The organism is Vallicoccus soli (assembly GCF_003594885.1).
GTDB lineage: Bacteria > Actinomycetota > Actinomycetes > Motilibacterales > Motilibacteraceae > Vallicoccus > Vallicoccus soli.
Window position 1 is genome coordinate 259,307 of sequence record NZ_QZEZ01000006.1, and the last position, 19,762, is coordinate 279,068.

The 19,762-nt window shown below is 78.8% G+C and carries 19 protein-coding genes and 1 pseudogene; 9 read left to right on the forward strand and 11 right to left on the reverse strand.

Annotated features, from left to right (window positions below; translation table 11 throughout):
- Positions 1-90 precede the first annotated feature (90 nt).
- The 4 genes from D5H78_RS14045 to D5H78_RS14060 form a co-directional block, all read right to left on the reverse strand.
- Positions 91-2,811, reverse strand: a complete 2,721-nt coding sequence (locus D5H78_RS14045; RefSeq protein WP_119951089.1) for an FtsX-like permease family protein — start codon at positions 2,809-2,811, stop codon at positions 91-93.
- Positions 2,808-3,551 (reverse strand): ABC transporter ATP-binding protein, encoded by a 744-nt coding sequence (locus tag D5H78_RS14050; protein ID WP_119951090.1) that lies wholly within the window; start codon positions 3,549-3,551, stop codon positions 2,808-2,810. The genes D5H78_RS14045 and D5H78_RS14050 overlap by 4 nt, the downstream gene beginning before the upstream one ends.
- Positions 3,548-4,141, reverse strand: coding sequence for a PadR family transcriptional regulator (locus tag D5H78_RS14055; protein WP_119951091.1), 594 nt, complete (start codon positions 4,139-4,141; stop codon positions 3,548-3,550). Before D5H78_RS14055 ends, D5H78_RS14050 begins: the two co-directional genes overlap by 4 nt.
- Positions 4,142-4,212: 71 nt before the next feature.
- Positions 4,213-4,800 carry a TetR/AcrR family transcriptional regulator gene (locus D5H78_RS14060; RefSeq protein WP_218566619.1) on the reverse strand — a complete coding sequence of 196 codons (588 nt, stop codon included), beginning with the start codon at positions 4,798-4,800 and terminating at the stop codon, positions 4,213-4,215.
- A gap of 17 nt (positions 4,801-4,817) precedes the next feature.
- Between D5H78_RS14060 and D5H78_RS14065 the strand changes: the two genes are divergently transcribed.
- The 3 genes from D5H78_RS14065 to D5H78_RS14075 are packed head-to-tail and all read left to right on the forward strand — an operon-like array spanning position 4,818 to position 7,310.
- Entirely contained in the window at positions 4,818-5,291 is a 474-nt protein-coding gene (locus tag D5H78_RS14065; RefSeq protein ID WP_218566620.1) for a DUF4188 domain-containing protein, read from the forward strand.
- Positions 5,288-6,496 carry a cysteine desulfurase-like protein gene (locus D5H78_RS14070; RefSeq protein WP_119951093.1) on the forward strand — a complete coding sequence of 403 codons (1,209 nt, stop codon included), beginning with the start codon at positions 5,288-5,290 and terminating at the stop codon, positions 6,494-6,496. The genes D5H78_RS14065 and D5H78_RS14070 overlap by 4 nt, the downstream gene beginning before the upstream one ends.
- Before the next feature lie 31 nt (positions 6,497-6,527).
- Positions 6,528-7,310, forward strand: coding sequence for a TSUP family transporter (locus D5H78_RS14075; RefSeq protein ID WP_119951094.1), 783 nt, complete (start codon positions 6,528-6,530; stop codon positions 7,308-7,310).
- Here the strand turns inward: D5H78_RS14075 and D5H78_RS14080 are convergent.
- On the reverse strand, positions 7,286-7,867 hold the full coding sequence (locus D5H78_RS14080; RefSeq protein ID WP_119951095.1) for a dihydrofolate reductase family protein: 582 nt from the start codon (positions 7,865-7,867) through the stop codon (positions 7,286-7,288). The genes D5H78_RS14075 and D5H78_RS14080 overlap by 25 nt on opposite strands.
- A 144-nt stretch (positions 7,868-8,011) precedes the next feature.
- On the opposite strand from D5H78_RS14080, the gene D5H78_RS14085 reads away from it, so the two are divergent.
- The 3 genes from D5H78_RS14085 to D5H78_RS14095 all read left to right on the forward strand — a co-directional run bounded on the left by D5H78_RS14085 (position 8,012) and on the right by D5H78_RS14095 (position 9,627).
- Entirely contained in the window at positions 8,012-8,698 is a 687-nt protein-coding gene (locus D5H78_RS14085) for a hypothetical protein (RefSeq protein WP_133412067.1), read from the forward strand.
- A gap of 63 nt (positions 8,699-8,761) precedes the next feature.
- A complete protein-coding gene (locus tag D5H78_RS14090) occupies positions 8,762-9,079 on the forward strand; it encodes a putative quinol monooxygenase (RefSeq protein ID WP_119951097.1) in 318 nt (105 codons plus the stop codon).
- Positions 9,076-9,627 carry a GNAT family N-acetyltransferase gene (locus tag D5H78_RS14095; protein ID WP_119951098.1) on the forward strand — a complete coding sequence of 184 codons (552 nt, stop codon included), beginning with the start codon at positions 9,076-9,078 and terminating at the stop codon, positions 9,625-9,627. Before D5H78_RS14090 ends, D5H78_RS14095 begins: the two co-directional genes overlap by 4 nt.
- A gap of 12 nt (positions 9,628-9,639) precedes the next feature.
- Here the strand turns inward: D5H78_RS14095 and D5H78_RS14100 are convergent, their stop codons facing one another.
- From D5H78_RS14100 to D5H78_RS14110, 3 genes are all read right to left on the reverse strand, one after another.
- Positions 9,640-10,311, reverse strand: coding sequence for a hypothetical protein (locus D5H78_RS14100; protein ID WP_119951099.1), 672 nt, complete (start codon positions 10,309-10,311; stop codon positions 9,640-9,642).
- Positions 10,308-12,167 (reverse strand): NPCBM/NEW2 domain-containing protein, encoded by a 1,860-nt coding sequence (locus tag D5H78_RS14105; RefSeq protein WP_119951100.1) that lies wholly within the window; start codon positions 12,165-12,167, stop codon positions 10,308-10,310. The genes D5H78_RS14100 and D5H78_RS14105 overlap by 4 nt, the downstream gene beginning before the upstream one ends.
- A gap of 119 nt (positions 12,168-12,286) precedes the next feature.
- Entirely contained in the window at positions 12,287-14,233 is a 1,947-nt protein-coding gene (locus tag D5H78_RS14110; RefSeq protein WP_119951101.1) for an AfsR/SARP family transcriptional regulator, read from the reverse strand.
- A gap of 85 nt (positions 14,234-14,318) precedes the next feature.
- Between D5H78_RS14110 and D5H78_RS14115 the strand changes: the two genes are divergently transcribed.
- Together D5H78_RS14115 and D5H78_RS14120 are read left to right on the forward strand one after the other, a co-directional pair.
- Complete coding sequence (locus tag D5H78_RS14115; protein ID WP_119951102.1) at positions 14,319-15,194, forward strand: alpha/beta fold hydrolase; 876 nt, start codon at positions 14,319-14,321, stop codon at positions 15,192-15,194.
- A 38-nt stretch (positions 15,195-15,232) separates the two neighbouring features.
- On the forward strand, positions 15,233-16,132 hold the full coding sequence (locus tag D5H78_RS14120) for an alpha/beta hydrolase fold domain-containing protein (RefSeq protein ID WP_119951103.1): 900 nt from the start codon (positions 15,233-15,235) through the stop codon (positions 16,130-16,132).
- A gap of 6 nt (positions 16,133-16,138) precedes the next feature.
- Here the strand turns inward: D5H78_RS14120 and D5H78_RS14125 are convergent, their stop codons facing one another.
- The 3 genes from D5H78_RS14125 to D5H78_RS14135 form a co-directional block, all read right to left on the reverse strand.
- Positions 16,139-16,999 carry an SDR family oxidoreductase gene (locus D5H78_RS14125; protein WP_119951104.1) on the reverse strand — a complete coding sequence of 287 codons (861 nt, stop codon included), beginning with the start codon at positions 16,997-16,999 and terminating at the stop codon, positions 16,139-16,141.
- A gap of 25 nt (positions 17,000-17,024) precedes the next feature.
- Positions 17,025-17,237 (reverse strand): hypothetical protein, encoded by a 213-nt coding sequence (locus D5H78_RS14130; RefSeq protein ID WP_119951105.1) that lies wholly within the window; start codon positions 17,235-17,237, stop codon positions 17,025-17,027.
- Positions 17,238-17,341: 104 nt separating this feature from the next.
- The gene (locus D5H78_RS14135; RefSeq protein ID WP_119951106.1) at positions 17,342-18,223 is read right to left on the reverse strand and encodes a hypothetical protein; all 882 of its coding nucleotides are present in this window, start codon (positions 18,221-18,223) and stop codon (positions 17,342-17,344) included.
- A 250-nt stretch (positions 18,224-18,473) separates the two neighbouring features.
- Here D5H78_RS14135 and D5H78_RS14140 point away from each other — a divergent pair.
- Positions 18,474-19,762, forward strand: a pseudogene (locus tag D5H78_RS14140) (DUF222 domain-containing protein); the annotation flags it as partial.

Genomic DNA, 19,762 nt, shown 5'->3' on the forward strand with positions numbered 1-19,762 from the left:
TCATGGGTGTGCGCCGCCTGGGGGTGCCCCTCATGGGTGTGTGCCGCCTGGGGGTGCCCCTCATGGGTGCGCGCCGCCTCGGGGTGCCCCTCAGAGCGCCTGGCGGGCGACGAGCGGCAGCCGCGAGCGCGTGCACAGCCACGCGCCGGCGGCGGCGAGCAGCGGCACGCCGACGAGGATCGTGGCGAGCGACGGCCAGGGCAGCACGACCGTCATCTGCGGGTCGGAGCCGACGAAGGCGAGCGCGGGCACGAACCCGGCGGCGATGCCGAGCGCGCCGCCGAGCCCGGCGACGACGAGGGCCTGGGCCCCCGCGAGGCTGCGCCGCAGCCGGGGGGTGGCGCCCACCGCGGCGAGCGTCGCGTGGTCGGCGCGGGCGTCGGCCTGGGCGAGCCCGGTCGAGACCCCCGTGGCGCCGAGGGTCACGAGGGCCGCGGCCGCGGCCAGGGCGAGCAGGCCGACGCCGTAGCGGCTGACGTACCCCCGCTCGACGTGCAGGTCGGCTCCCGCCGCGGTGCGCTCGAGCGCCGCCAGGGCGGCCTCCTCCTCGTCCTCGGTGGGCAGCCGCTCGAGGTCGGCGAGCAGGAAGCCCGGGCCGACCTCGAGGCCGAGCCGCTCGGCCGCCTCGGGGCTGACCACGGCCGCGACGGCGGTCTGCGGGGCGTCGAGCAGGACCGCCGGCAGGGAGGTGCGCTCGGCGCGGGCCTGGATCGCGGCGTACTCCTGCTCGGTGGCGTCGGCCGGCGCCACCTCCTCGCTGACGAAGGTCACCCGGCCGTCGAGCAGCTCGGCGCGGCGGGTCGTCACGACCCCGCCCTCGGCGAGCGCGCGCTCGGCCTCGGGGGACGTCGTGCCGGTCGCCCAGCGCAGGACCTCCGGGCCGCCCACGGCGAGGGCGTGCATCGGCCCGCCGTAGGTGATCGCGCAGCGCCAGTCCTCGGGGGCCTGCCCGCCCGGGCACAGGTTCGCCTCGGGGACCTCGATCCAGGTGCTGGTGCTGCACCCCCCGGGGTAGCAGTCCTCCTGCGTCGGCACCTGGTGGACGGCCTCGACCGGCAGGGTCGCCTCCAGGGCCGACCGTGCGCGCTGCGGGTCGACCTCGGTGACGAGCGGCGCCGACCCGCCGCCGGACCAGTCCTGCACCAGCAGGGGTGCGCTCGCGGTCCCGAGCGGCTGGCTGTAGCCGTACGTCCGCTCGTCGTGGTCGTCGAGCGAGGCGACGTAGAGCGTGATCGCGGTGCTGCCGGCCACGGCCGCCATGACCGCGGCCATCGCCGGGGCCGACCGGCCGCGGTGCCGGGCGGCGTCGCGCAGCGCGAGCCGCGGCGCGAGCGGGGCCCTGCCGGCGAGCCGGCCGGCCAGGCCGATGACCGCCGGGGACAGCACGACCAGGCCGAGCAGCGCGAGGCCCGAGCCGCCGGCGACCAGCGCCGCGATCCCGTACGCCTCGACGTCGGACGCGGTGCGGTCCCCGGTGTTGACGGCGAGCGCCCACGCGCTGCCGAGCGCGGCCGCCCCGGCGCCCGCGGCTGTGATGACGACGGCGGCGGCGGGGACGCGCCGCGGCGTCGACACCTGCCCGCGGCGCCCGGCGAGCACGGCCACCGGGTCCTGGCGGGCCGCGGTGCGGGCGGGCAGGACCGCCGCCACCACAGCGGTGACCACCCCGAGCAGGGCCACCGCGGCGAGCTCGAGCGGGCGGACGTCGTACCGGCCGAGGGCCTGGCCCGTCCAGTCCTCGACGAGCGGGCGCGCGGCCCAGGCCAGGAGCAGCCCGGTGACGACCCCGGCGGCGGCGGCGACCGCGCCGAGGACGAGCCCGCCGGCGAGGACGACGAGCCGCACCTGGCGCCGGGTGCCGCCCGCCGCCGCGAGCAGCGCCAGGGCGTGCGCCTGGCGCCGGGCGCCGACCGCGAAGGCGGCCCCGGCGAGCAGCACCACCTCGAGCGCGGCCAGCCCGCCGACGAGCGCGGCCACGAGCACGTACGCGAGCAGGTCGCGGCCGCCGCCGCCCCCGTCCTGGTAGTAGGGGACCGCCTCCTGCGGCGGCGGGTCGAGCAGGACGGCGCGCGAGAGGGCCACGCCGCCGCGCTCGTTGAGCGCGACGACCTCGTCCCAGGTGAGGGGGTCGTCGGTGACGAGGTACGCGGCGTCGGGCTGGGGGCTCGTCGCGCCGGGCACGGTCCCGAGGGTGCCCGGCAGGGCGACGACGGCCTCGAGGCCGGGGTCGTCGGCGTAGCGGACGACCCCGGAGACGGTGAACGACCGCTCGGCGGGCTGGACCACCTGCGCCGCGCCGCCGATGCCGGTGCCCAGCCGCTCGAGCAGCGCGGGGGTGACGAGCACCTCGTCCGGGCCGGAGGGGCGGGCGCCCGCCTCGACGTCCCAGCGCCCGCGGAACGCCGGGTCGGCGGCGTCGACCTCCTGCCAGCCGGTGGTCGCGCTGCCGGCGTCGGTGGTGACCCGTACGGACGACGCCGCGGCGGTCAGCGCGCGGGCGCCGGCCGGGACGAGGTCGAGGAGGTCGGGGTACTCGCCGGTGCCGCCGTCGCGGGTCAGCCAGGAGCGCAGGTCGGGCTCCTGGCTGAGCCCCGCGCCGGCGGGGGCGCGGACCTCGACGCGGGCCTGGGTGGTGCCGAGCTCGCGGGCGGCGACCTCGTCGGGGTCGAGCTGGCCGCTGCGGAACGTCACGTCGCCCAGGACGAGCGCCATGACCGGCAGGGCGACCATGACGACGACGAGCGCGCTGCGGCCGCGGGCGCGGCGCGCGTCGCGCCGGGCGATGCGCAGGAGGGCGAGGAGGGCGCTCACGAGCGCTGCCCCAGCAGGACCTCGGCGCCCGGCGCGCGGCCGGTGTCGTCGACGACGCGCCCGTCGCGCAGGAACACGATGCGGTCGGCCCAGGCCGCGTGCCGGGCCTCGTGGGTGACGAGCACCCCCGCGGCGCCGGCGTCGACGCGGCGGCGGAGCAGGGCGAGCACGGCCTCGCCGGTCTCGGAGTCGAGGGCGCCGGTCGGCTCGTCGGCGAGGACGAGGCGGCGGTCGCCCACGAGGGCGCGGGCGATGGCCACGCGCTGGCGCTGCCCGCCGGACATGTCGTCGGGGAAGCGCTGGGCCAGGTCGGCGATGCCGACCTCCTCGAGCGCGGCGAGCGCCTCGCCCCGGGCGGTGCGGGCCCTGACCCCGTCGAGCTCGCGGGGCAGCGCGACGTTCTCCGCGGCGGTGAGCGCCGGGATGAGGTTGAAGTCCTGGAAGACGTAGCCGACGCTGCGCCGGCGCAGGGCGGCCAGCGCGGAGCGGTCGAGGCTGGACAGGATGGTCCCCTCGACGACGACGTCGCCGGAGGTGGGGCTGTCCAGGCCGCCGGCGAGCGTGAGGAGGGTCGACTTGCCGGAGCCCGAGGGGCCCATGACGGCGACGAGCTCGCCGGCGCGGACGGACAGGTCGATCTCGCGCAGGGCGTGGACGGCCGACGCGCCGTCGCCGTGCACGCGGGTGACCGCGCGCAGGAGCAGGACCTTGTCGGTGGGGACCGTGGTGGCGGTGCTCATCGCGCAGCCTCCGTCGTGGCGCTCGTGCTGGTGGTGGTGGCGGTGGTGGTGGGCGCTGCGCCCGACCCGCTCGCCGCGCGGTCGCGGGCGGCGCGGGCGAGCCGTGCCTCGCAGTGGTCGAGCCAGCGGACCTCGGCCTCGGCCTGGAAGACGAGGCTGTCGACGACGAGCGACCAGGCGAGGTCACCCGCGCCGGCCTTGACGCGCGTGTAGTCCTGCAGAGCGCGCAGGGTGGCGCTGCGCTGGCGCTGGATCACGGCCTGGACGTCGACGCCGGGGACCGTCACGGCCAGCGCCAGCTTGATCGCCAGCTCGTCGCGCGGCGGGGCGCCGCGCTCGACGGGGGCGGCGAACCAGGCGGCGACGTCGTCCCGGCCGGAGGGCGTGATCGCGTAGAAGACCTGGCCCTCCTCGCTCTCGCCGGCGGGCTCGACGAGGCCGTCGCGCTCGAGTCGGGACAGGGTCGAGTAGACCTGCCCCACGTTGAGGGGCCAGGTGGCCCCGGTGCGGGCCTCGAACTCCGCGCGCAGCTGGTAGCCGTAGCGCGGGCCCTCGGCGAGCAGGGCCAGCAGGCCCCTCCTGACGGACATGGTGCTCCTCGTGGATACCGGGTATGCACTTCTAGGTATACCCGGTATGCAGCGCCGGCGTCGAGCGTTCGTCAGATCCCGTCGACGACGGTGTCGAGGACGCGCTCGAGGCAGGCCCGCCGCTCGGCCGCCGGCAGGCCGGCCAGGGGCCCCTCGAGCAGCACCGCCGCGCCGTGCACCGCGGCCCAGGCGGGCACCTCGGCCCCGTCGCGGCGAGCGGCGGGCAGGGCGCCGGCCGCGACGAGCTCGTCGAGCGCGGCGACGAGCTGGTCGTACGGGTCCTGGTCGATCCCGGTCGACGGGCCGCCGAAGGCGGTGCGGAAGAGGCCGGGCTCCTCCTCGGCGAAGAGCGCGTACGCCCGCCCCACGGCGCGGAAGCGCTCCAGCGCCCGGTCCGCGCGGGTCCGGCGGCGGGGGGTGCGGCCGGCCTCCTCCTGCATCCGCCGCGCCATGAGCCCGAGCGCGCGCCCGGCGACCGCGGCGACGAGCGCCTCGCGGTCGGCGAAGTGCCGGTACGCCGCGGTGGGCGACACCCCGGTCGCCCGAGCGGCCTCGCGCAGCACGACGGCCTGCGGGCCGCCCTGCCGGGCGAGCTCGACGCCGGCCGCGACGAGGGCGTTGCGGAGGTCGCCGTGGTGGTACGCGGTGCGCTCGTTCACCGCCACATGTTGACAGCGTGCACATCCGCTGCCAAGTTGACACCGTCAACATCGAGGTGGAGGAGGTCGCGGTGGCGCGGCAGGTGGCCCAGGTCGACGGCGAGGTCGTCGTGTTCCTCGTCGGCATGCGGATCAACCGGTGGACCCGGCCCTGGAACTGGGGCCCGGTGTTCGCGGCGATGCCCCGGATGCTCGCCGAGCTCGCCCGCGCCGACCGGGGGATGCTCGGGGCCCGCACCTTCTGGTCGGGCCGCGTGGTGCTCGTGGTGCAGCACTGGCGCTCGGAGGACGAGCTGCGGGCCTACGCCCGCTCCGCCGACGCGGAGCACCTGCCGGCGTGGCGGCGGTTCAACCGCCGGGCCAGGGCCACCGGCGACGTCGGCGTCTTCCACGAGACCTACCGGGTGGACGCGGCCGACGTGGAGTCGGTGTACGTCTCCATGGAGCCCGTGCTGCTCGGGGCGGCGACGGGTGGCAGGGTGGTCGGGTGAGCCAGGCCCCCACGCTCGACGTCCGCGCGGTCCGCGCGCAGTTCCCCGCCCTCGCGGAGGGCACCGCCCACTTCGACGCCCCGGGCGGCACGCAGGTGCCCTTCGCGGTCGTCGACGCCGTGGCGGCGAGCCTGCGCAGCGCGGTGTCGAACCGCGGGGGACCCTTCCCCAGCAGCGCCCGCGCCGAGCAAGCGGTTGCCGACGCGCGCTCGGCCGTCGCCGACCTGGTCGGCGGCCTGCCGGACGGCGTGGTGCTGGGCCAGTCGATGACCGCGCTGACGTACGTGCTGGCCGGCGCCCTCGCCAAGCGGTGGGGCCCGGGCGACGAGGTCGTCGTGACCCGCCTCGACCACGACGCCAACGTGCGCCCGTGGGTGCAGGCGGCCGAGCGCGCCGGCGCCGCGGTGCGGTGGCTCGACGTCGACCCGGCGTCGTGCCTGCTCGGCGACCACACCGCGGTCCTGTCCGAGCGGACCCGCCTGGTCGCGGTCACGGGTGCCAGCAACGTCGTGGGCACGCGTCCCGACGTCCGCGCCGTCACCGACGCCGCCCACGAGGTCGGCGCGCTGGCCTACGTCGACGGCGTGCACCTCACCCCGCACGTCCCCGTGGACGTCGCCGCGCTCGGGGCCGACTTCTACGCGCTCTCGCTCTACAAGCTCAGCGGCCCGCACCTCGGGGCCGTCGTCGCCGACCCCGCGCTGCTCGAGGGGCTGCACCCCGACAAGCTGCTGCCGTCGAGCGACGCCGTCCCCGCCCGCTTCGAGCACGGCACCCCGCCGTTCGAGCTGCACGCGGGGGTCGTCGCCGCGGTGGAGCACCTCGCCGGGCTCGTGCCGGGAGGGGGCGCGCGCCGCGAGCGGCTGCTGCGGTCGATGGCCGCGGTGCAGGCGCACGAGGAGGCGCTGCTCGACCGCCTGGTCGCCGGTCTGGAGGGGGTCGAGGGCGTGACGACGTACGGCGCCGCCCTCCTGCGCACCCCGACCGTGGCCCTGCGCGTCGCCGGCCGGTCGCCGCGCGAGGTCGCCGAGGCGCTCGCCGCGCGCGGCGTCGCGGTGGGGGACGGCGACTTCTACGCCCGCGAGCTGGTGCGCGCCCTCGGGCTGCACGGGGACGGCGGCGTGGTCCGCGCCGGCGTCGTGCACTACACGAGCGGGGACGACGTGGACCGGCTGCTCGCGGGGGTCGCCGCCCTCGCGGCCTGAGCCGCTCCGTCGGCGCGTAGGGTCGCCCCTCGTGCTCGAGGCCCCCGACGCGACCGTCGTCGTGCTGCTCTGCGTCGCCGCGCTGCTGGCCGGCTGGGTCGACGCCGTCGTCGGCGGGGGCGGGCTGGTGCAGCTGCCGGCCCTGCTCGTCCTGCTCCCGGGGGCGGCGCCGGCGCAGGTGCTGGCCACCAACAAGCTCGCGTCGGTCGCCGGCACCGCGACGGCGACCGTCACCTACTACCGGCGGGTCCGACCGGACCTGCGCACCGCGCTGCCGATGGCCGGCGCCGCGGTGCTCGGCGCGGCCGGCGGCGCGGCGTGCGCGGCGCTGCTGCCGCAGGAGGCCTTCCGGCCGATCGTCCTGGTGCTGCTGGTGCTCGTGGCCGCGTACACCCTCGCCCGTCCCGCCCTCGGCGAGGCGCAGGCGCTGCGCTTCCACGGCCGCAGGCACCACGTCGTGGCGGTGCTCTCCGCGGTCGTCATCGGCTTCTACGACGGCATCTTCGGCCCCGGTACGGGGTCGTTCCTCGTCTTCGCGCTCGTCGGGCTGCTCGGCTACTCGTTCCTGCAGGCGTCGGCCAAGGCCCGCATCGCGAACCTCGCGACGAACCTCGGCGCCCTCGCGGTCTTCGTGCCCCAGGGCGCCGTGCTGTGGGGCGTCGGCGCGCTCATGGCGCTGTGCAACCTCACCGGCGGTTTCCTGGGGGCCCGTACGGCGATCGCCCGCGGCAGCCGGTTCGTGCGGGTCGTGTTCCTCGTCGTCGTCGCCGCCCTCGTCGCGCGGCTGGGCTACGACATGCTCACCGGCGCCTGAGCGCCCTCGACGGCGTACCGCAGCAGCACCGTCCCGCCGGCGAACCGGCGCGCCTCGAGCAGGCGCAGGTCCAGCCGCACACCGTCCGGCAGCGCGGCCAGCCCGCCCCCGACGAGGGCCGGGACGAGGAAGAGGTGCAGCTCGTCGACGAGGCCCGCGCGCAGGGCGGCGGCGCCGAGCGTCGGGCCGCCGACGGAGACGTCCGCGGGCGAGGCGCGCACGAGCTCCCGTACGGCGTCCGGGTCGAACCGCCGCTCGAGCCGGGTGCGCGGGGTGCCGACCCGCTGCAGGCTCGTCGAGTAGACGACCTTGTCCAGCGCGCGCCAGGAGCGGGCGAAGGCCGCCGACTGCTCGGACCACGTCTCCGGCTCCTCGCCCTCCCAGGCCGCCATGAGCTCGTACGTCCGCCGCCCGTAGAGGTGCGTCCCCACCGGGCCGTCGAGCTCGACCGTCGCCGCGAGGACCTCCTCGTCCGGCTCGGCCCAGGCGAAGCCGCCCTCGCGGTCGGCGACGTAGCCGTCGAGGGAGCAGATGGCGGAGTACAGGAGTCGTCCCACGGGGGGTGGACCGGCCCGGGCGCCCGCGCTCATCGGTCCCGCGGCCCCGCGGTGCACGCCGTTCCCTCAGGCGCGCCGCCGCCCGTCCGATGGGCTGGCGTCCGCGTCCCCGCCGGTGGGGGCGCAGCGCCGAGGAGCGGCAGCATGAGGAAGACCGTGGCAGGACTGGTGGCCGGGCTGACCGCGGCGGGCGCCGCGCTCTCCGCCGCCCCGGCGCAGGCCGCGACGTGCAGCGTCGCCGCCGACCTGCCGGCCCGCGTGAGCATCGCCGCCGAGCACCTGGAGGTGCCCGTGCGGCTCGTCGACACCTGCGGGGCGCGGTACGCCTCCTTCGAGGTGTGGGGCCCGGACGGCCGCGACCAGTTCCTCGTCTGGGGCGAGGACGGCGAGGGCGCGCCCGGCAGCTTCCACGGCACGCGCTCGGACTGGTGGGCCTTCTCCGACTGGCAGCGCCCGGGCACCTACCGGACGGCGTGGGGCAAGGCCTTCGGGCCGGGCGACGAGCACTACCCCGTCGCGTACGACAGCATGGACGTCCGGTTCGGCACCAAGGCGGGCCTGTCCGCGCGCCGCAGCGGCGGGACGGTCACGCTCACCGTCGACCTCGTGCAGTACCACCCGTTCCAGTACCGGTTCGTGCCCTACGGCGGCGCCAAGGCGACCGTGCAGGTGAACCAGGGCGGGACCTGGACGTACGTCAAGTCCGTGACCGTCGGGAAGGACGGCAAGGCCGTCGTCGCCCACGCGGCGCCGCGCAGCGCGCAGTACCGCGTCGTCTCGTGGGACACCGCGCCCCGCTGGGGCGCGACCTCGAAGCCGGTCACGGCGTAGTCCGGGCGGCGGTGCGGAGCCGCGGCTAGGCTCCGCACCGCCCTGCCCGCCAGGAGGTGCCCCGTGGCGCTCGCCCTCGTCGTCCGCTTCGACCTGCCCGACGCCGCGTCGGCCGCGCGCTTCGACCGGCTGGCGGAGGAGGTCGTGGCGGCGGTCGCCGCGCACGAGCCCGGCACCCTCGTCTACGCCACCCACGCCGTCGACGGCGCGCCGCTGTCGCGCGTGTTCTACGAGGTGTACGCCGACGACGCGGCGTTCCGCGCTCACGAGGAGGCGCCGCACGTCGTGGAGTTCCACCGGCGCAAGGACCCGCTGCTCGCGGGGGAGCCGGAGGTGCGCTTCCTCGTCCCCGGCCCGGCGACCGGGGTGCCGGCGCGATGACCGGCGGGCGCCTGGCGTGGCGCCGGCTCGTCGCGGACGACCTGCCCCTGCTCGCGCGGTGGCTGGCCGACCCGACGGTCCACCGGTGGTGGCAGCACGAACACGCGCTCGCCGCCGTCGAGCGCGACTTCGGCCCCAGCGTGCGCGGCGAGGAGCCCGGCGAGGACCTCGTCGTGCTCCTCGACGACGAGCCGGTGGGGCTGGTGCAGCGGGCCCGGATCGCCGACTACCCCGAGGACCTCGCCGAGCTCTCGGCGGTCGTCGAGGTCCCGGAGGGGGCGGTCGAGCTGGACTACCTCATCGGCAGCCCGGAGCACCGCGGCCGCGGGCTCGGGCCGCGCGTCGTCGCGGCCCTCGTGGAGGACACCTGGGCGGCGCACCCCGGGGCCCCCGCCGTGCTCGTGGCCGTCGTGGCGGCCAACCGGGCGTCGTGGCGCGCGCTCGAGAAGGCCGGCCTGCGCCGGGTCGCCGAGGGGCCGATGGAGCCCGAGGACCCCGGCGACGACCCGCTGCACTACGTCTACCGCGCCGACCGACCGGGCGGCTGAGCGGCGTACCGGTCAGGCCCGGGCGCTCGGGGTGGTGCGGCCGAACACCCGGTACGTGTCCCACGACACCGCCCGGTACGTGCCCTGGTAGCGGTTCTCCACCGCCCTGGTGCTGCAGCCGCGGGCGTCGCTGGCCGTCGTGCCGACGTACGCCCAGGTGCCGTCGCGCCGCTGCTGCTGCAGCGTCGAGCGGGCCGACGTCCACGAGAGCCAGCGGGACGCGCGGTCGCTGTAGACGGCGAGGCACGTCCGCAGCAGCACGCGCGACCCGCTGCGCGACGCCGTCAGCGACGCCCGTGAGCCGAACTTCACGACGGCGCGGTCCTCGAGGGGCAGCACGACGGGGCCGAGGGCCTCGACGAGCCGCGAGACGTAGGTCCCCGCCGGCCACGAGGAGTCCACGACGAAGCGCTGGCCCGTGCCGTCCGGCTGCGGGCCGAAGAGGACCTCGTACGACGCGCTCCCCGGGCCCTCCACGACGAACTCCGAGCGGTGCGTGACGCCGCAGGGGTCGCGCAGGGTCACCACGACGGCCTGGCGGGGCCCCGTCCGGACGATCTTCTCCGGCAGGTCGAGGCCGAGCGTGCAGGCGCCCTCCGGCGGGGGGTCGCCCGCCGCCGCCGGTGCGGCGCCGACCAGCAGGAGGGCGGCCGCGAGGGCCGCTACCGCCCGGCGCGCCCTCACGGCAGCACCGCCGCGTGCGAGACGCGCAGCTCGCCGGCCGCTCCCTCGCCGAGCGCGAGCTCGACCCGCAGGTCGCGGACCCCCCTGACGTCGACGTCCAGCGGTACGGCCACCGCCCCCACCCCCTCGTACGTCGCGAGCAGCCGCCCGTCCCCGACGACGCGCACCGAGCCGGTGCCGGCGCCGCCACCGCCGAGGCGCGCGCTCGCCGTGAGCCGGGTCCGTCCCCCGTCGAGCGTCCAGCCGGCGCTGCCTGCCGGGCCGGTCCCCGCCGCCAGCAGCAGGTCGTCGGCGACGCGGACGCCGCCGGTCACCGCGACGGGTGCCCGGTCCGCCAGGTAGAGGATGCCGGGCACGACGCCGCGAGGCGGCTCGACGGCGCTCGTCACGGCGGCGGACCCGAGCACGACGAGGGGGCCGGCGCCGTCGCCGCCGTGCCCGGTCGGGCCCGCGGCGACGCTCAGGGTCCGCGCACCGCGCACGTCCACGGCGAGCGGGAACGCCGTGCCGTCGGGCACCGTGCGGCTGAGCACGGTGCGCCCGTCGACGCGCACCCGCAGCTCGGCGGGTGCGCCGGCGGGGCCGGGTGCCGCCACGGCGACGGTCGCGTGGAAGGTCGCGGCGTCGGCCCCGAGGGGGAGGTCGAGGCTCGCTGCGGCGGGCAGCCGCAGCGAGCGCGCGTGCTCCCGGCCGTCGACGCGGACCGCGCCGGGCAGCGGGCGCGGCCCGGCCGTGGCCGGGGAGAGGTCGCTGAGGGCGGTGGCCCAGGCCGCGGGGAGCGGCGCGTCCCGGACGACGACGGTGGAGGGCGGGGTGGCCTGCACCGGCAGGCGTCCCTGCGCCACGGCCGCCACGCGGTAGCCGTGCGTCCCCGGCTGCGGGGGGCGCGCCACGAGGGAGAAGCGCCCGTCGGCGGTGGTGACCGCCTCGGCCGCCGTCGTCCACACCCGGTCCCTGAGCTGCTGGAGCCGGACCACGCGTCCCGCGCTCGCCGGGGCCCAGGTGCCCTCGACCCGCAGGACCTGACCGCGGGCGACGGCCGGGGGGAGGGTGGCGGACAGGCGCGGCGCGGCGGGCGTCACCCAGGTGTCGGGGCTCCGCAGGGCGGGGGCTGCGCCGGCGGCCGCGACCACGGCGCGCAGGACCGTGGAGTACCCGCAGCAGGGACCCTCGACCGCCGGCACGTCGAAGCGGCCGTCGACGACCCGGGGCGTGGCGACGGTCTGCCACTCGCCCCAGCGGGCCATGGCCTCGACGGTCACCGGCGTCCCGTCGGCCACGCCCTGCGCGGTCCCCAGCAGGTGCAGGGGGAGCCCCCGCGCCGGCCGTGGCGCGCCGTCCACCGCGAGGGGGCAGCACGTCGCCGGGTCGGCGCCGGGCTCGGCCAGGACGGGGACGACGCGCAGGCCGAGCACCCGCTGCACCGTGCGGGCGACGGTGACGCGGACGACGGGGCTCACCGCGGCGGCGTGCCGCACGGTGGGGTCGTGCCGCACGGAGTACTCCGCGCTCCGCTCGGGCCCCAGCGCCGTGCGGGCGAGGCCCTGCCGGTCGGTCGTCAGGGTCCGCAGGGCCCGCCAGGGGTCGGCGGCGCCGCGGCGGCCGAGGACGACGACCCGCGCGCCGGCGACGCCGCGGCCGTCGGGCGTGGCGAGGCGCGTCCGCAGCTCGACGTCGTCGCCCGCCCGCAGGGCCAGCGACGTCTCGGGCACGGTCAGCGCCACCGGCGCGGGCCGCAGGACCTCGACGACGACACCGCCCAGGTCGCCCGGGGCGGCCGCGGCGGGCAGGGGCAGGGCCACCGGGACGGTGCTCAGCACCGCGGCCAGGGCCGAGGCGACGCGCGTACGCGGCACTGCACTCCTCCTCGGGTGCCGGGCTGTGCGGGGAGCGTCGACACCCCCGACCGGCCCTGCGACGCTACCTGCGCGTACGTGCAGGTGTCCGGCGTTCCGGGCGGGAGCGCCCGGACGGGTCAGTCCTGCAGCACCCGGTCCAGCAGCGCCAGGTGCTCGGCCACGGTGCCGAGGGACACGAGCCCGCTGCCGGCGCCCGCGAGCTCGCCGGCGGCGGGGGTGAGGGCCGCGCGGGCCCGGCGGGCCGCCGCACGGGAGCCGCAGGCCGCGGACGCGCGGGCGACCAGGCACCACATGGCCTCGAGCAGCAGGTCCGGGGGCGGGTCCGGGACGCGCTCGAGCGCCCGCCGGGCGGCGGCGCCGTCCCCCGCGCCGGCGAGGACGAGGGGCAGGGCCCAGGGCTCGTACGGCCCCCACGCCCGCTCGTCCGCCGGCGCGGGCCGCCCCTCGCGCAGCGCCAGGGCCAGCCGGGCCAGCGCGGGGAGCCCGGCCGCGAGGCCCGGCATGCCCGACCCGTCGAGCCGGGCGACGGCACCGGCGTACGCACGCTCGACCTCGCCCGCCGGCGCCGACGGGTCGAGCGAGCGGCGCAGCGCGTCCCACCAGGCGAGGAAGACGTCGACGAGCGGCCGGCCGTGCGCCGACGCGAGCCGGGCGGCGGCGGCCGCGTGCCCGCCGGCGCCGTCGAGGTCGCCGAGCGCGCTGCGCGCCTGCAGGCGCACGAGGTGCCCGAGGACCTCGTACGACACGAGGCCGTGCCGCGCCGCGAGGGCGACGACCTCGGCGCCGACGGCGTCGCGGACCGGTGCGAGGCCGGCCCGGGTGCAGGACTGCATCCAGACGCCGTCGAGCGCGAAGGCGAGCAGGGCGGGGTCGTCGAGGCCGCGCGCGAGCGCCTCAGCCTGGGCGGCGGCCTGCGGGCCGCGGGCCGACGCGGTGCCCCGCGACTCGACCGCGACGGTGGCCAGCAGGCGCGCCCGGACGGCCGGGGAAGCGCTGTCCGGCAGCGCGGCGAGCAGGCGCTCCGCGGCGGCCACGACCTGGGCCGCCCCGGCGGGGTCGTCGGTCCGGGTCCACACCGCGGGCACGTCGTACGCCCCCACCACCCGCGCGGCGAGCTCGGGGTCGCCCAGCGCCTCGGCGGCCAGCACGGCCTCGACCCGGTGCTCGCGGGCGGCCACGAGCCCGGCGCCGCCGGTCACCGCCAGGCCGCGCAGCAGCCCGACCGTGGACTCCAGCCGCGCGGGAGCGCCGGGGGCGACCACGCGCTCGTACGCCGCCGCGGCCCGCTCCCACACCTGGTCCGCCGCGACCGGCCCGTCGAGGTGCGGGGCGTGGGCGAGCAGGTCGTCCTCGAGCCGGCGCAGCGCGGGCCCGGGGTCGACGCCGAGCTGGTCGGCGAGCACGGCGCGGGCGCGGCGCACGGCGGACAGGGCGTCCCCCTGCCGCCCGGAGCGGTAGAGCGCCAGGGCCAGCAGCCGCCACCCCTCCTCGCGCCAGGGGTGCGCCGCGGCGTGCGCCTCCAGGTCCGGGACGGCGCGCGCGGCGAGGCCGAGCGCGAGGCGCGCCCCGCCGAGCCGCTCGACGGCGTCCAGGCGCAGGGCGGTCAGCCGCGCGCGCTCCGGCGCGGCCCAGGGGCGCTCGGCCGCGTCGGCGTACGCGGGCCCGCGCCACAGCGCCAGCGCCCCCTCGAGGCGGGGCGCCGCCGCGGCGGGCGGGTCGTCCGGGGCGGCGGCGACCTCGTCGGCGAACCGCCACGCGTCGACGGCGGACGGCGGGAGGCGCAGGGCGTACCCGGGACCGTCGGTCACGAGCAGCCGCGCGGGTGCGCGCGGCGGGCGGTCGGGCTCGAGCGCGCGCCGCAGCGCGGCGACGAAGGTGCGCAGCGCCGCGACCGAGCCGTCCGCGGGCTCGTCCCACAGGTCGTCGACGAGGCGCCGCACCCCGACCACGCGCCCGCGCGCCGCGACGAGCCGCGCCAGGACCTCGCGGTGCCGCGGCCCGCCGAGGGGCACCGGCGCGCCGTCGCGGGCCGCCACGACCGGCCCGAGCACCCCGACCTCCACGTGCCCTCCCGCCGTCCGCTCATCCGCTGCTCATCCGCCGCCCCAGCCTGGTGCACGTCCCCGACCCCACCACCGGGAGGACCCCGTGGCACCCACCATCCCCGGCGCGCGGTACGAGCGCGTCCCCGTCGCCGACGGCGTGGCCCTGCAGGCCGCCGTCCTCGGCAGCGGGCCCCCGCTCGTGCTGCTGCACGGCTTCCCCCAGACCTCGCTGGCCTGGCGGCACGTCGCCGTCGACCTCGCCGCCGAGCGCACCGTCGTCTGCCCCGACCTGCGCGGGTACGGCGGGAGCGACGCGCCGCCGGACGACGGGGAGGCGTACTCCAAGCGCACCATGGCGGCGGACGTCGTGGCCCTGGCCCGGGCGCTCGGGCACGAGCGGTTCGCCCTCGCCGGGCACGACCGGGGCGCGCTGGTCGCCTTCCGCGCGGGGCTCGACCACCCGGACGCCGTCACGCACCTGGCCTGCCTCGACGTCGTCCCCACGGTCGACATGTGGGAGGTGCTGCACGGCGCGTCCGCCGCGGTCGCCTGGCACCTCTACCTCATGGCCCAGCCGGCGGGGCTGCCGGAGCGGATGGTGCAGGGCGCGGGGGACGCGTTCTTCGCCCACTTCCTCGACGCCTGGGGCGCGGACCCCGCGGCGGTGCCCCCGGACGTGCGCGCGGCGTACCTCGCCGCCTGCGCCGCGCGGGTGCCGTCCATCGTCGCCGACTACCGGGCGTCGGCCGGCGTGGACCTCGAGCACGACCTGGCCTCGCGGGCGGCGGGCGACGTGCTGCGGATGCCCGTGGCCGTGGTGCAGCAGGACTGGGGCGCCGTCCTCGGGTACGACGCCGCCGCGGTGTGGCGGGCCTGGGCGCCGGACCTCGTGCACGGGACGACGCGCAGCGGCCACTTCATGGCCGAGACCGCGCCCGCGGAGGTGGCCGCCGCGCTGCGCGAGCTGCTCGCACGGTAGGACTGGGGCCGACGTGCCGCCGGACCCGGGGAGCGTGCGTGCCGAGCCTGTCGAGCCTCGCCGTCGAGGCGCTCCTGCGCGCGAGCCGCGCCAACCGCTGGTTCGTGGACGCCGGGGCCGCCCGCCGGCACGTGCGCGAGCGGGCGCTGCGGCCCCGCCCGTACGGCCCGCCCCGGCTCCTGCGCCGCGACGTGGCGGTGTCGGTGGACCACGCGGCCGGCGTCCCCGTCTACGCGCTGGCGCCGCGGTCGGGCGCTGCCCGCGGGGCCGTGGTGTACGTGCACGGCGGCGCCTGGGTCGAGGAGATCGCCCCGCAGCACTGGCGCCTCTGCGCCCAGGTGGCGGCGGAGGCGGGGACGACGGTGCTCGTGCCGGTCTACCCGCTGGTGCCGTTCGGCACGGCGGAGCAGGTGGTGGGCGCGGTCGTCGACCTCGTGCTGCGGGCGGTCGACGCGCACGGCGGCGCGTGCCTGGCGGGCGACTCGGCCGGGGGCCAGGTAGCGCTGTCCAGCGCGCTCGTCCTGCGCGACCGCCACGGGGTCGTGCTGCCGCGCACGGTGCTCGTGGCCCCGGCGCTGGACCTGTCGCTGACGAACCCCGGCATCGACGCGGTGCAGCCGAGCGACCCGTGGCTGGGGCGCGAGGGGACGCGGGTGCTCATCGAGCACTGGCGCGGCGGGCTGCCGCTGGACGACCCGCGCGTGAGCCCGCTCTGCGGGGACCCCGCCGGCCTGGGCCCCCTCACGGTCTTCAGCGGCACGCGCGACATCACCCGGCCGGACATCGAGCTGCTCGTCGCCCGGGCGCGGGCCGCCGGCGTCGCGGTGGAGCTGCACGACGGGGTGGGGCAGCTGCACGTCTACCCGCTGCTGCCGACGCCCGAGGGGCGGGCCGCCCGGGCCGTGCTCGTCGACCGGCTGCGGACGGCGCGGCCCTGAGCAGGCTCAGTACGCGCCGCCGCGCCGCAGCAGCTCGGCGAACGGCGTCGCGGGGTGCCCGCTGAGCCGCCCGACGTCGTCGGTGGTGGTGGCCATCTCGCCGGCGGCGATCGCCGTGTACGTCGACACCCAGGCGTCGACCTGCCAGCGCGGCGCGCCGTACGCCGCGCGCGACGCGTACGCCTCCTCGACGGTCTCGGGCACGTAGGCCGCCGGGCGGCCGGTCGCGGCGCCGATGGTCGCGGCCACCTCGTGCAGGGTGAGCGCCTCCGGGCCGGTCAGGGTGTACGTCGCGCCCTCGTGCGCAGCCGGTGCCCGCAGCACCGCGGTCGCGGCGTCGGCGACGTCGTCGACGGCCACCGCGGCGACGCGCCCGTCCGCGGCCGGCCCACGGAGAGCGTTGTCCTCGCCGACGAAGGCCGGCAGGACGTCCGCGTAGAGGCTGTCGCGCAGGAACGTCCAGCGCATCCCCGACGCGCGCAGGTGCTCCTCGGTGGCGCCGTGGTCGCGGGCGAGGGTGAAGGTCGCGTCGGGGCCGGCGCCCTGGAAGGACACGTAGACGACGTGCTCCACGCCGGCCTCCCGCGCCGCGTCGACGAACGCGCGGTGCTGGGCGAGCCGGTCGGCCGACTCGGACGCCGACACCATGAGCAGGGTCCGCACGCCCTGCAGCGCGCCGCGGGCGGCCTCCGGCCCGCCGTACGGGGCCCTGGCCGCCACGGCGCCGGGCAGCCGCGGGGCGCGCTCGACGTCGCGGACGAGCAGGCGCAGGGGGACGCCCCGCGCGGCGAGGCGCTGCGCCACCCGGCCGCCGAGGCGGCCGGTAGCGCCGGTGACGGCGAGGCTCGGTCGGTCCACGGGGGCCACGCTAGGCCGCGGCGGCGGGCGCAGCTCACCAGCCGCTGCCGGAGCTCGCACCCCCCTGCCGCGGCCAGCCGGCCTGCGGTGCCGTCCGGCGGCGGGGCTCCGGCGCCGGAGGCTGCAGGAGCGGGTCGCCGGCGGGCAGGACGGGCAGGGCGCGGCCGTGCGGGTCGAGGAGGACCCGGCCGCCGAGCGGGCGGTCGAGGACGAGGTCGACGTGGCGCAGGGACTCGCCGTACGCCATGAGGTCCGGACCGGTGCGGTGGAGGGCGACGGGCCGGTACGTGACGGCGCTCGGGCTCTCGTGGACGCGCGCGTACGGGTGGTCGGTGACGTCCCCCTCGTCGCTCAGAACGGGACCCGCAGCCGCAGCGGGTCGCCGTCGACCCCCTCGACGGCCGGGACCGGCGCGCCGCGCGGGTCGGTGGCGAGGGTCAGGGCGTCGCTGCGCCAGGCGAGCGGCGCGGCGGCCTCGTCGAGGACGAGGGCGGGCTCGCGCAGCCACGGGACGCCGACGCGCGTCCCCGGCAGCGACCGCGGGCCACGGTCGGTGAGCACGTCGACGAGGACGCGCTCCAGGACCGCGCCGTCGGGCAGCGCGTGCAGCAGCGCCGCACGCCCGCCCGGCACCGACGGGTCCGCCTCGCCGCGGCGCAGGGCGTGGACGACGTCGTCGACGAGGTGGTCGCCGTCGAGCCCGTGCTCGACCCCGCCGATGACGACGGCGGGGCGCGGGACCGCAGCGGCGGGGAAGCGCGCCCACGCGCGCAGGGACCGCAGCGCGACCTGCGCCGGCGGCGTCGGCCAGGTCCCGTCGCCCGCCCAGTCGTCGGGGAGGAGGTCGAGGCCCTTGAGGAGCTCCTCGGCGGCGAGCTCGGCCGCCACCTCGTCCCGGTCGCCGAACAGGTCGAGGACCTCGAAGCCCGTCTCCGCCGCCCAGGCGAGCGCCGCGCCGATCGCCCGGTCCAGCGCGCCGGGGTGGTCCGCCCCGACGAGCGCCAGGCCGGCCGCCACCGCCGTGCCCGTCGCCCCGCGCACCAGGACCGCGGCGGGCGCGAGCGGCTCGCGGGGGGCGGGGCCGCGGGCGGGCGCGCTGGGGAGGCCCGGCCCGCGGACGAGGAGGAAGGTGCGCAGGGGCGCGTCGCAGTGGGCGCGCAGCAGCGGGTCGTGCTCGTGCAGGAGGGGGAACGCGCGCGAGTGAGGGGCGCGCGGCCGGCGGTCGCGGCTCATGCGGGACGACGGCTCGGGCGCACGGGGTCAGCGTCGCAGGGGCGGTGGGGGCTCGGGTGCGGCCGGCGGTGGGTGGCACCCGTACGGCGGGACGGGGCTGGCCTCGGCAGTGCCGCCCGGTGTCGGTTCCGGTGCTCGTCGTCCTCGGTTGGGCCGTACGGGTGGTCGTGGGGTAGGCCGTGCTGGACAGCGCTCTCCCAGTCGTGAAGCTGTCGGTGCTCGAACGTAGGTTCGAGTCGTGGCAGCGGGGGTGGAGCAGGTGGTGGGGTCGCCGGTGGCGGCTGCGCTGAGCGAGGTCGCGGCGGTGCTGGGGTCGGTGTCGTTGGTGACGTCGGACCCGCGCGCGGTCGCCGCGGAGGACCCGGGTGCTGCGGGTGCGGGTGCGGGAGCGGGTGGTGCGGTGTGGCAGGTGCCGACGGGGGAGCTGTCGCAGGTGGCGGCGGCGGTGCTGGGGTTGCGGGCGCGGTTGGACGCGGTGCTGCTGGCGGTGGTGCGTGAGGCGGACGTGCGGGGGTTGCACGCGGCGGTGGGTGCGGGCTCGACGGCGCGGTGGTTGGCCGGGGTGGCGCGGTGGGAGCCGGCGGAGGCGCGGGGGTTCGTGGCGGACGCGGCGGCGCTGGCGCCGGGGTTCGGCGCCGCGCCGGTGCAGGTCGACGACGCAGCGTGCCTCGAGGGCTCCGAGGGCTCCGAGGACGTCGAGGACGCGCGGGTGGAGGTGGCGACCGCGCAGGATGGCGCGCTGCCGCCGGAGGGTGCGGTGGTGGGGGCGCAGCTGGCCCTGGGGCGGGTGGACCGGTCGCGGGCGCAGGCGGTGCTGCGGGCGGTGCGCGCGTTGCCGCACGACGCGTCGCCGGTGGAGCGGGTGCGCGCGGAGGTGCTGTTGGCGGACTGCGCGCGGGATCTGACGGTGCGCCAGGTCGGTCGGGCCGGGCGGCGTCTGGCGGAGGCGTTGGCGGGGCGCCGCCCGGACAGCGACGACCCCAGCGACGACCCTGCCGACGTCGAGCAGGCGCAGGGTGCTGGCCTGTCCGAGGGTGAGCGGGTGGCGGCGCGGCGGGCGGAGGAGCTGGCTGCGGAGCTGTACGAGCAGCGGCGGGTGTGGTGGCGCCGGCGGGGTGACGGCAGCGTGGAGGGCGGGTTCCGGCTCGATCCGGTGTCCGCCGCGCCGGTGGTGGTGCTGCTGGAGGCCGCCGCCCGCCGCCCCGACACTGCCGATGGCACGAGCGGAGGCGACGGGGACGGCGTGGGCGACGCGGACGACGCGGGTGACCCGGGTGACGCGGGTGATGTGCGCGTCGGCGGAACCACCTCCATTGCGGAGAGGACGCTGCAGAGCGAACCACCCGGCCCAGAGCTTGATCGGTGCTCGTCCGATGACGACCTCGACGACGACGGGGACGACGGCGACGACGGCGACGACGGCGACGACGGCGACGAAAGTGGCGACGACGCCGCCGACGGCGAGCGGGGTGTGCCGGACCGGCGTACGCGGGCGCAGCGGGCGGCGGACGTGCTGGTGCAGCTGTGCACCTGGGCGCT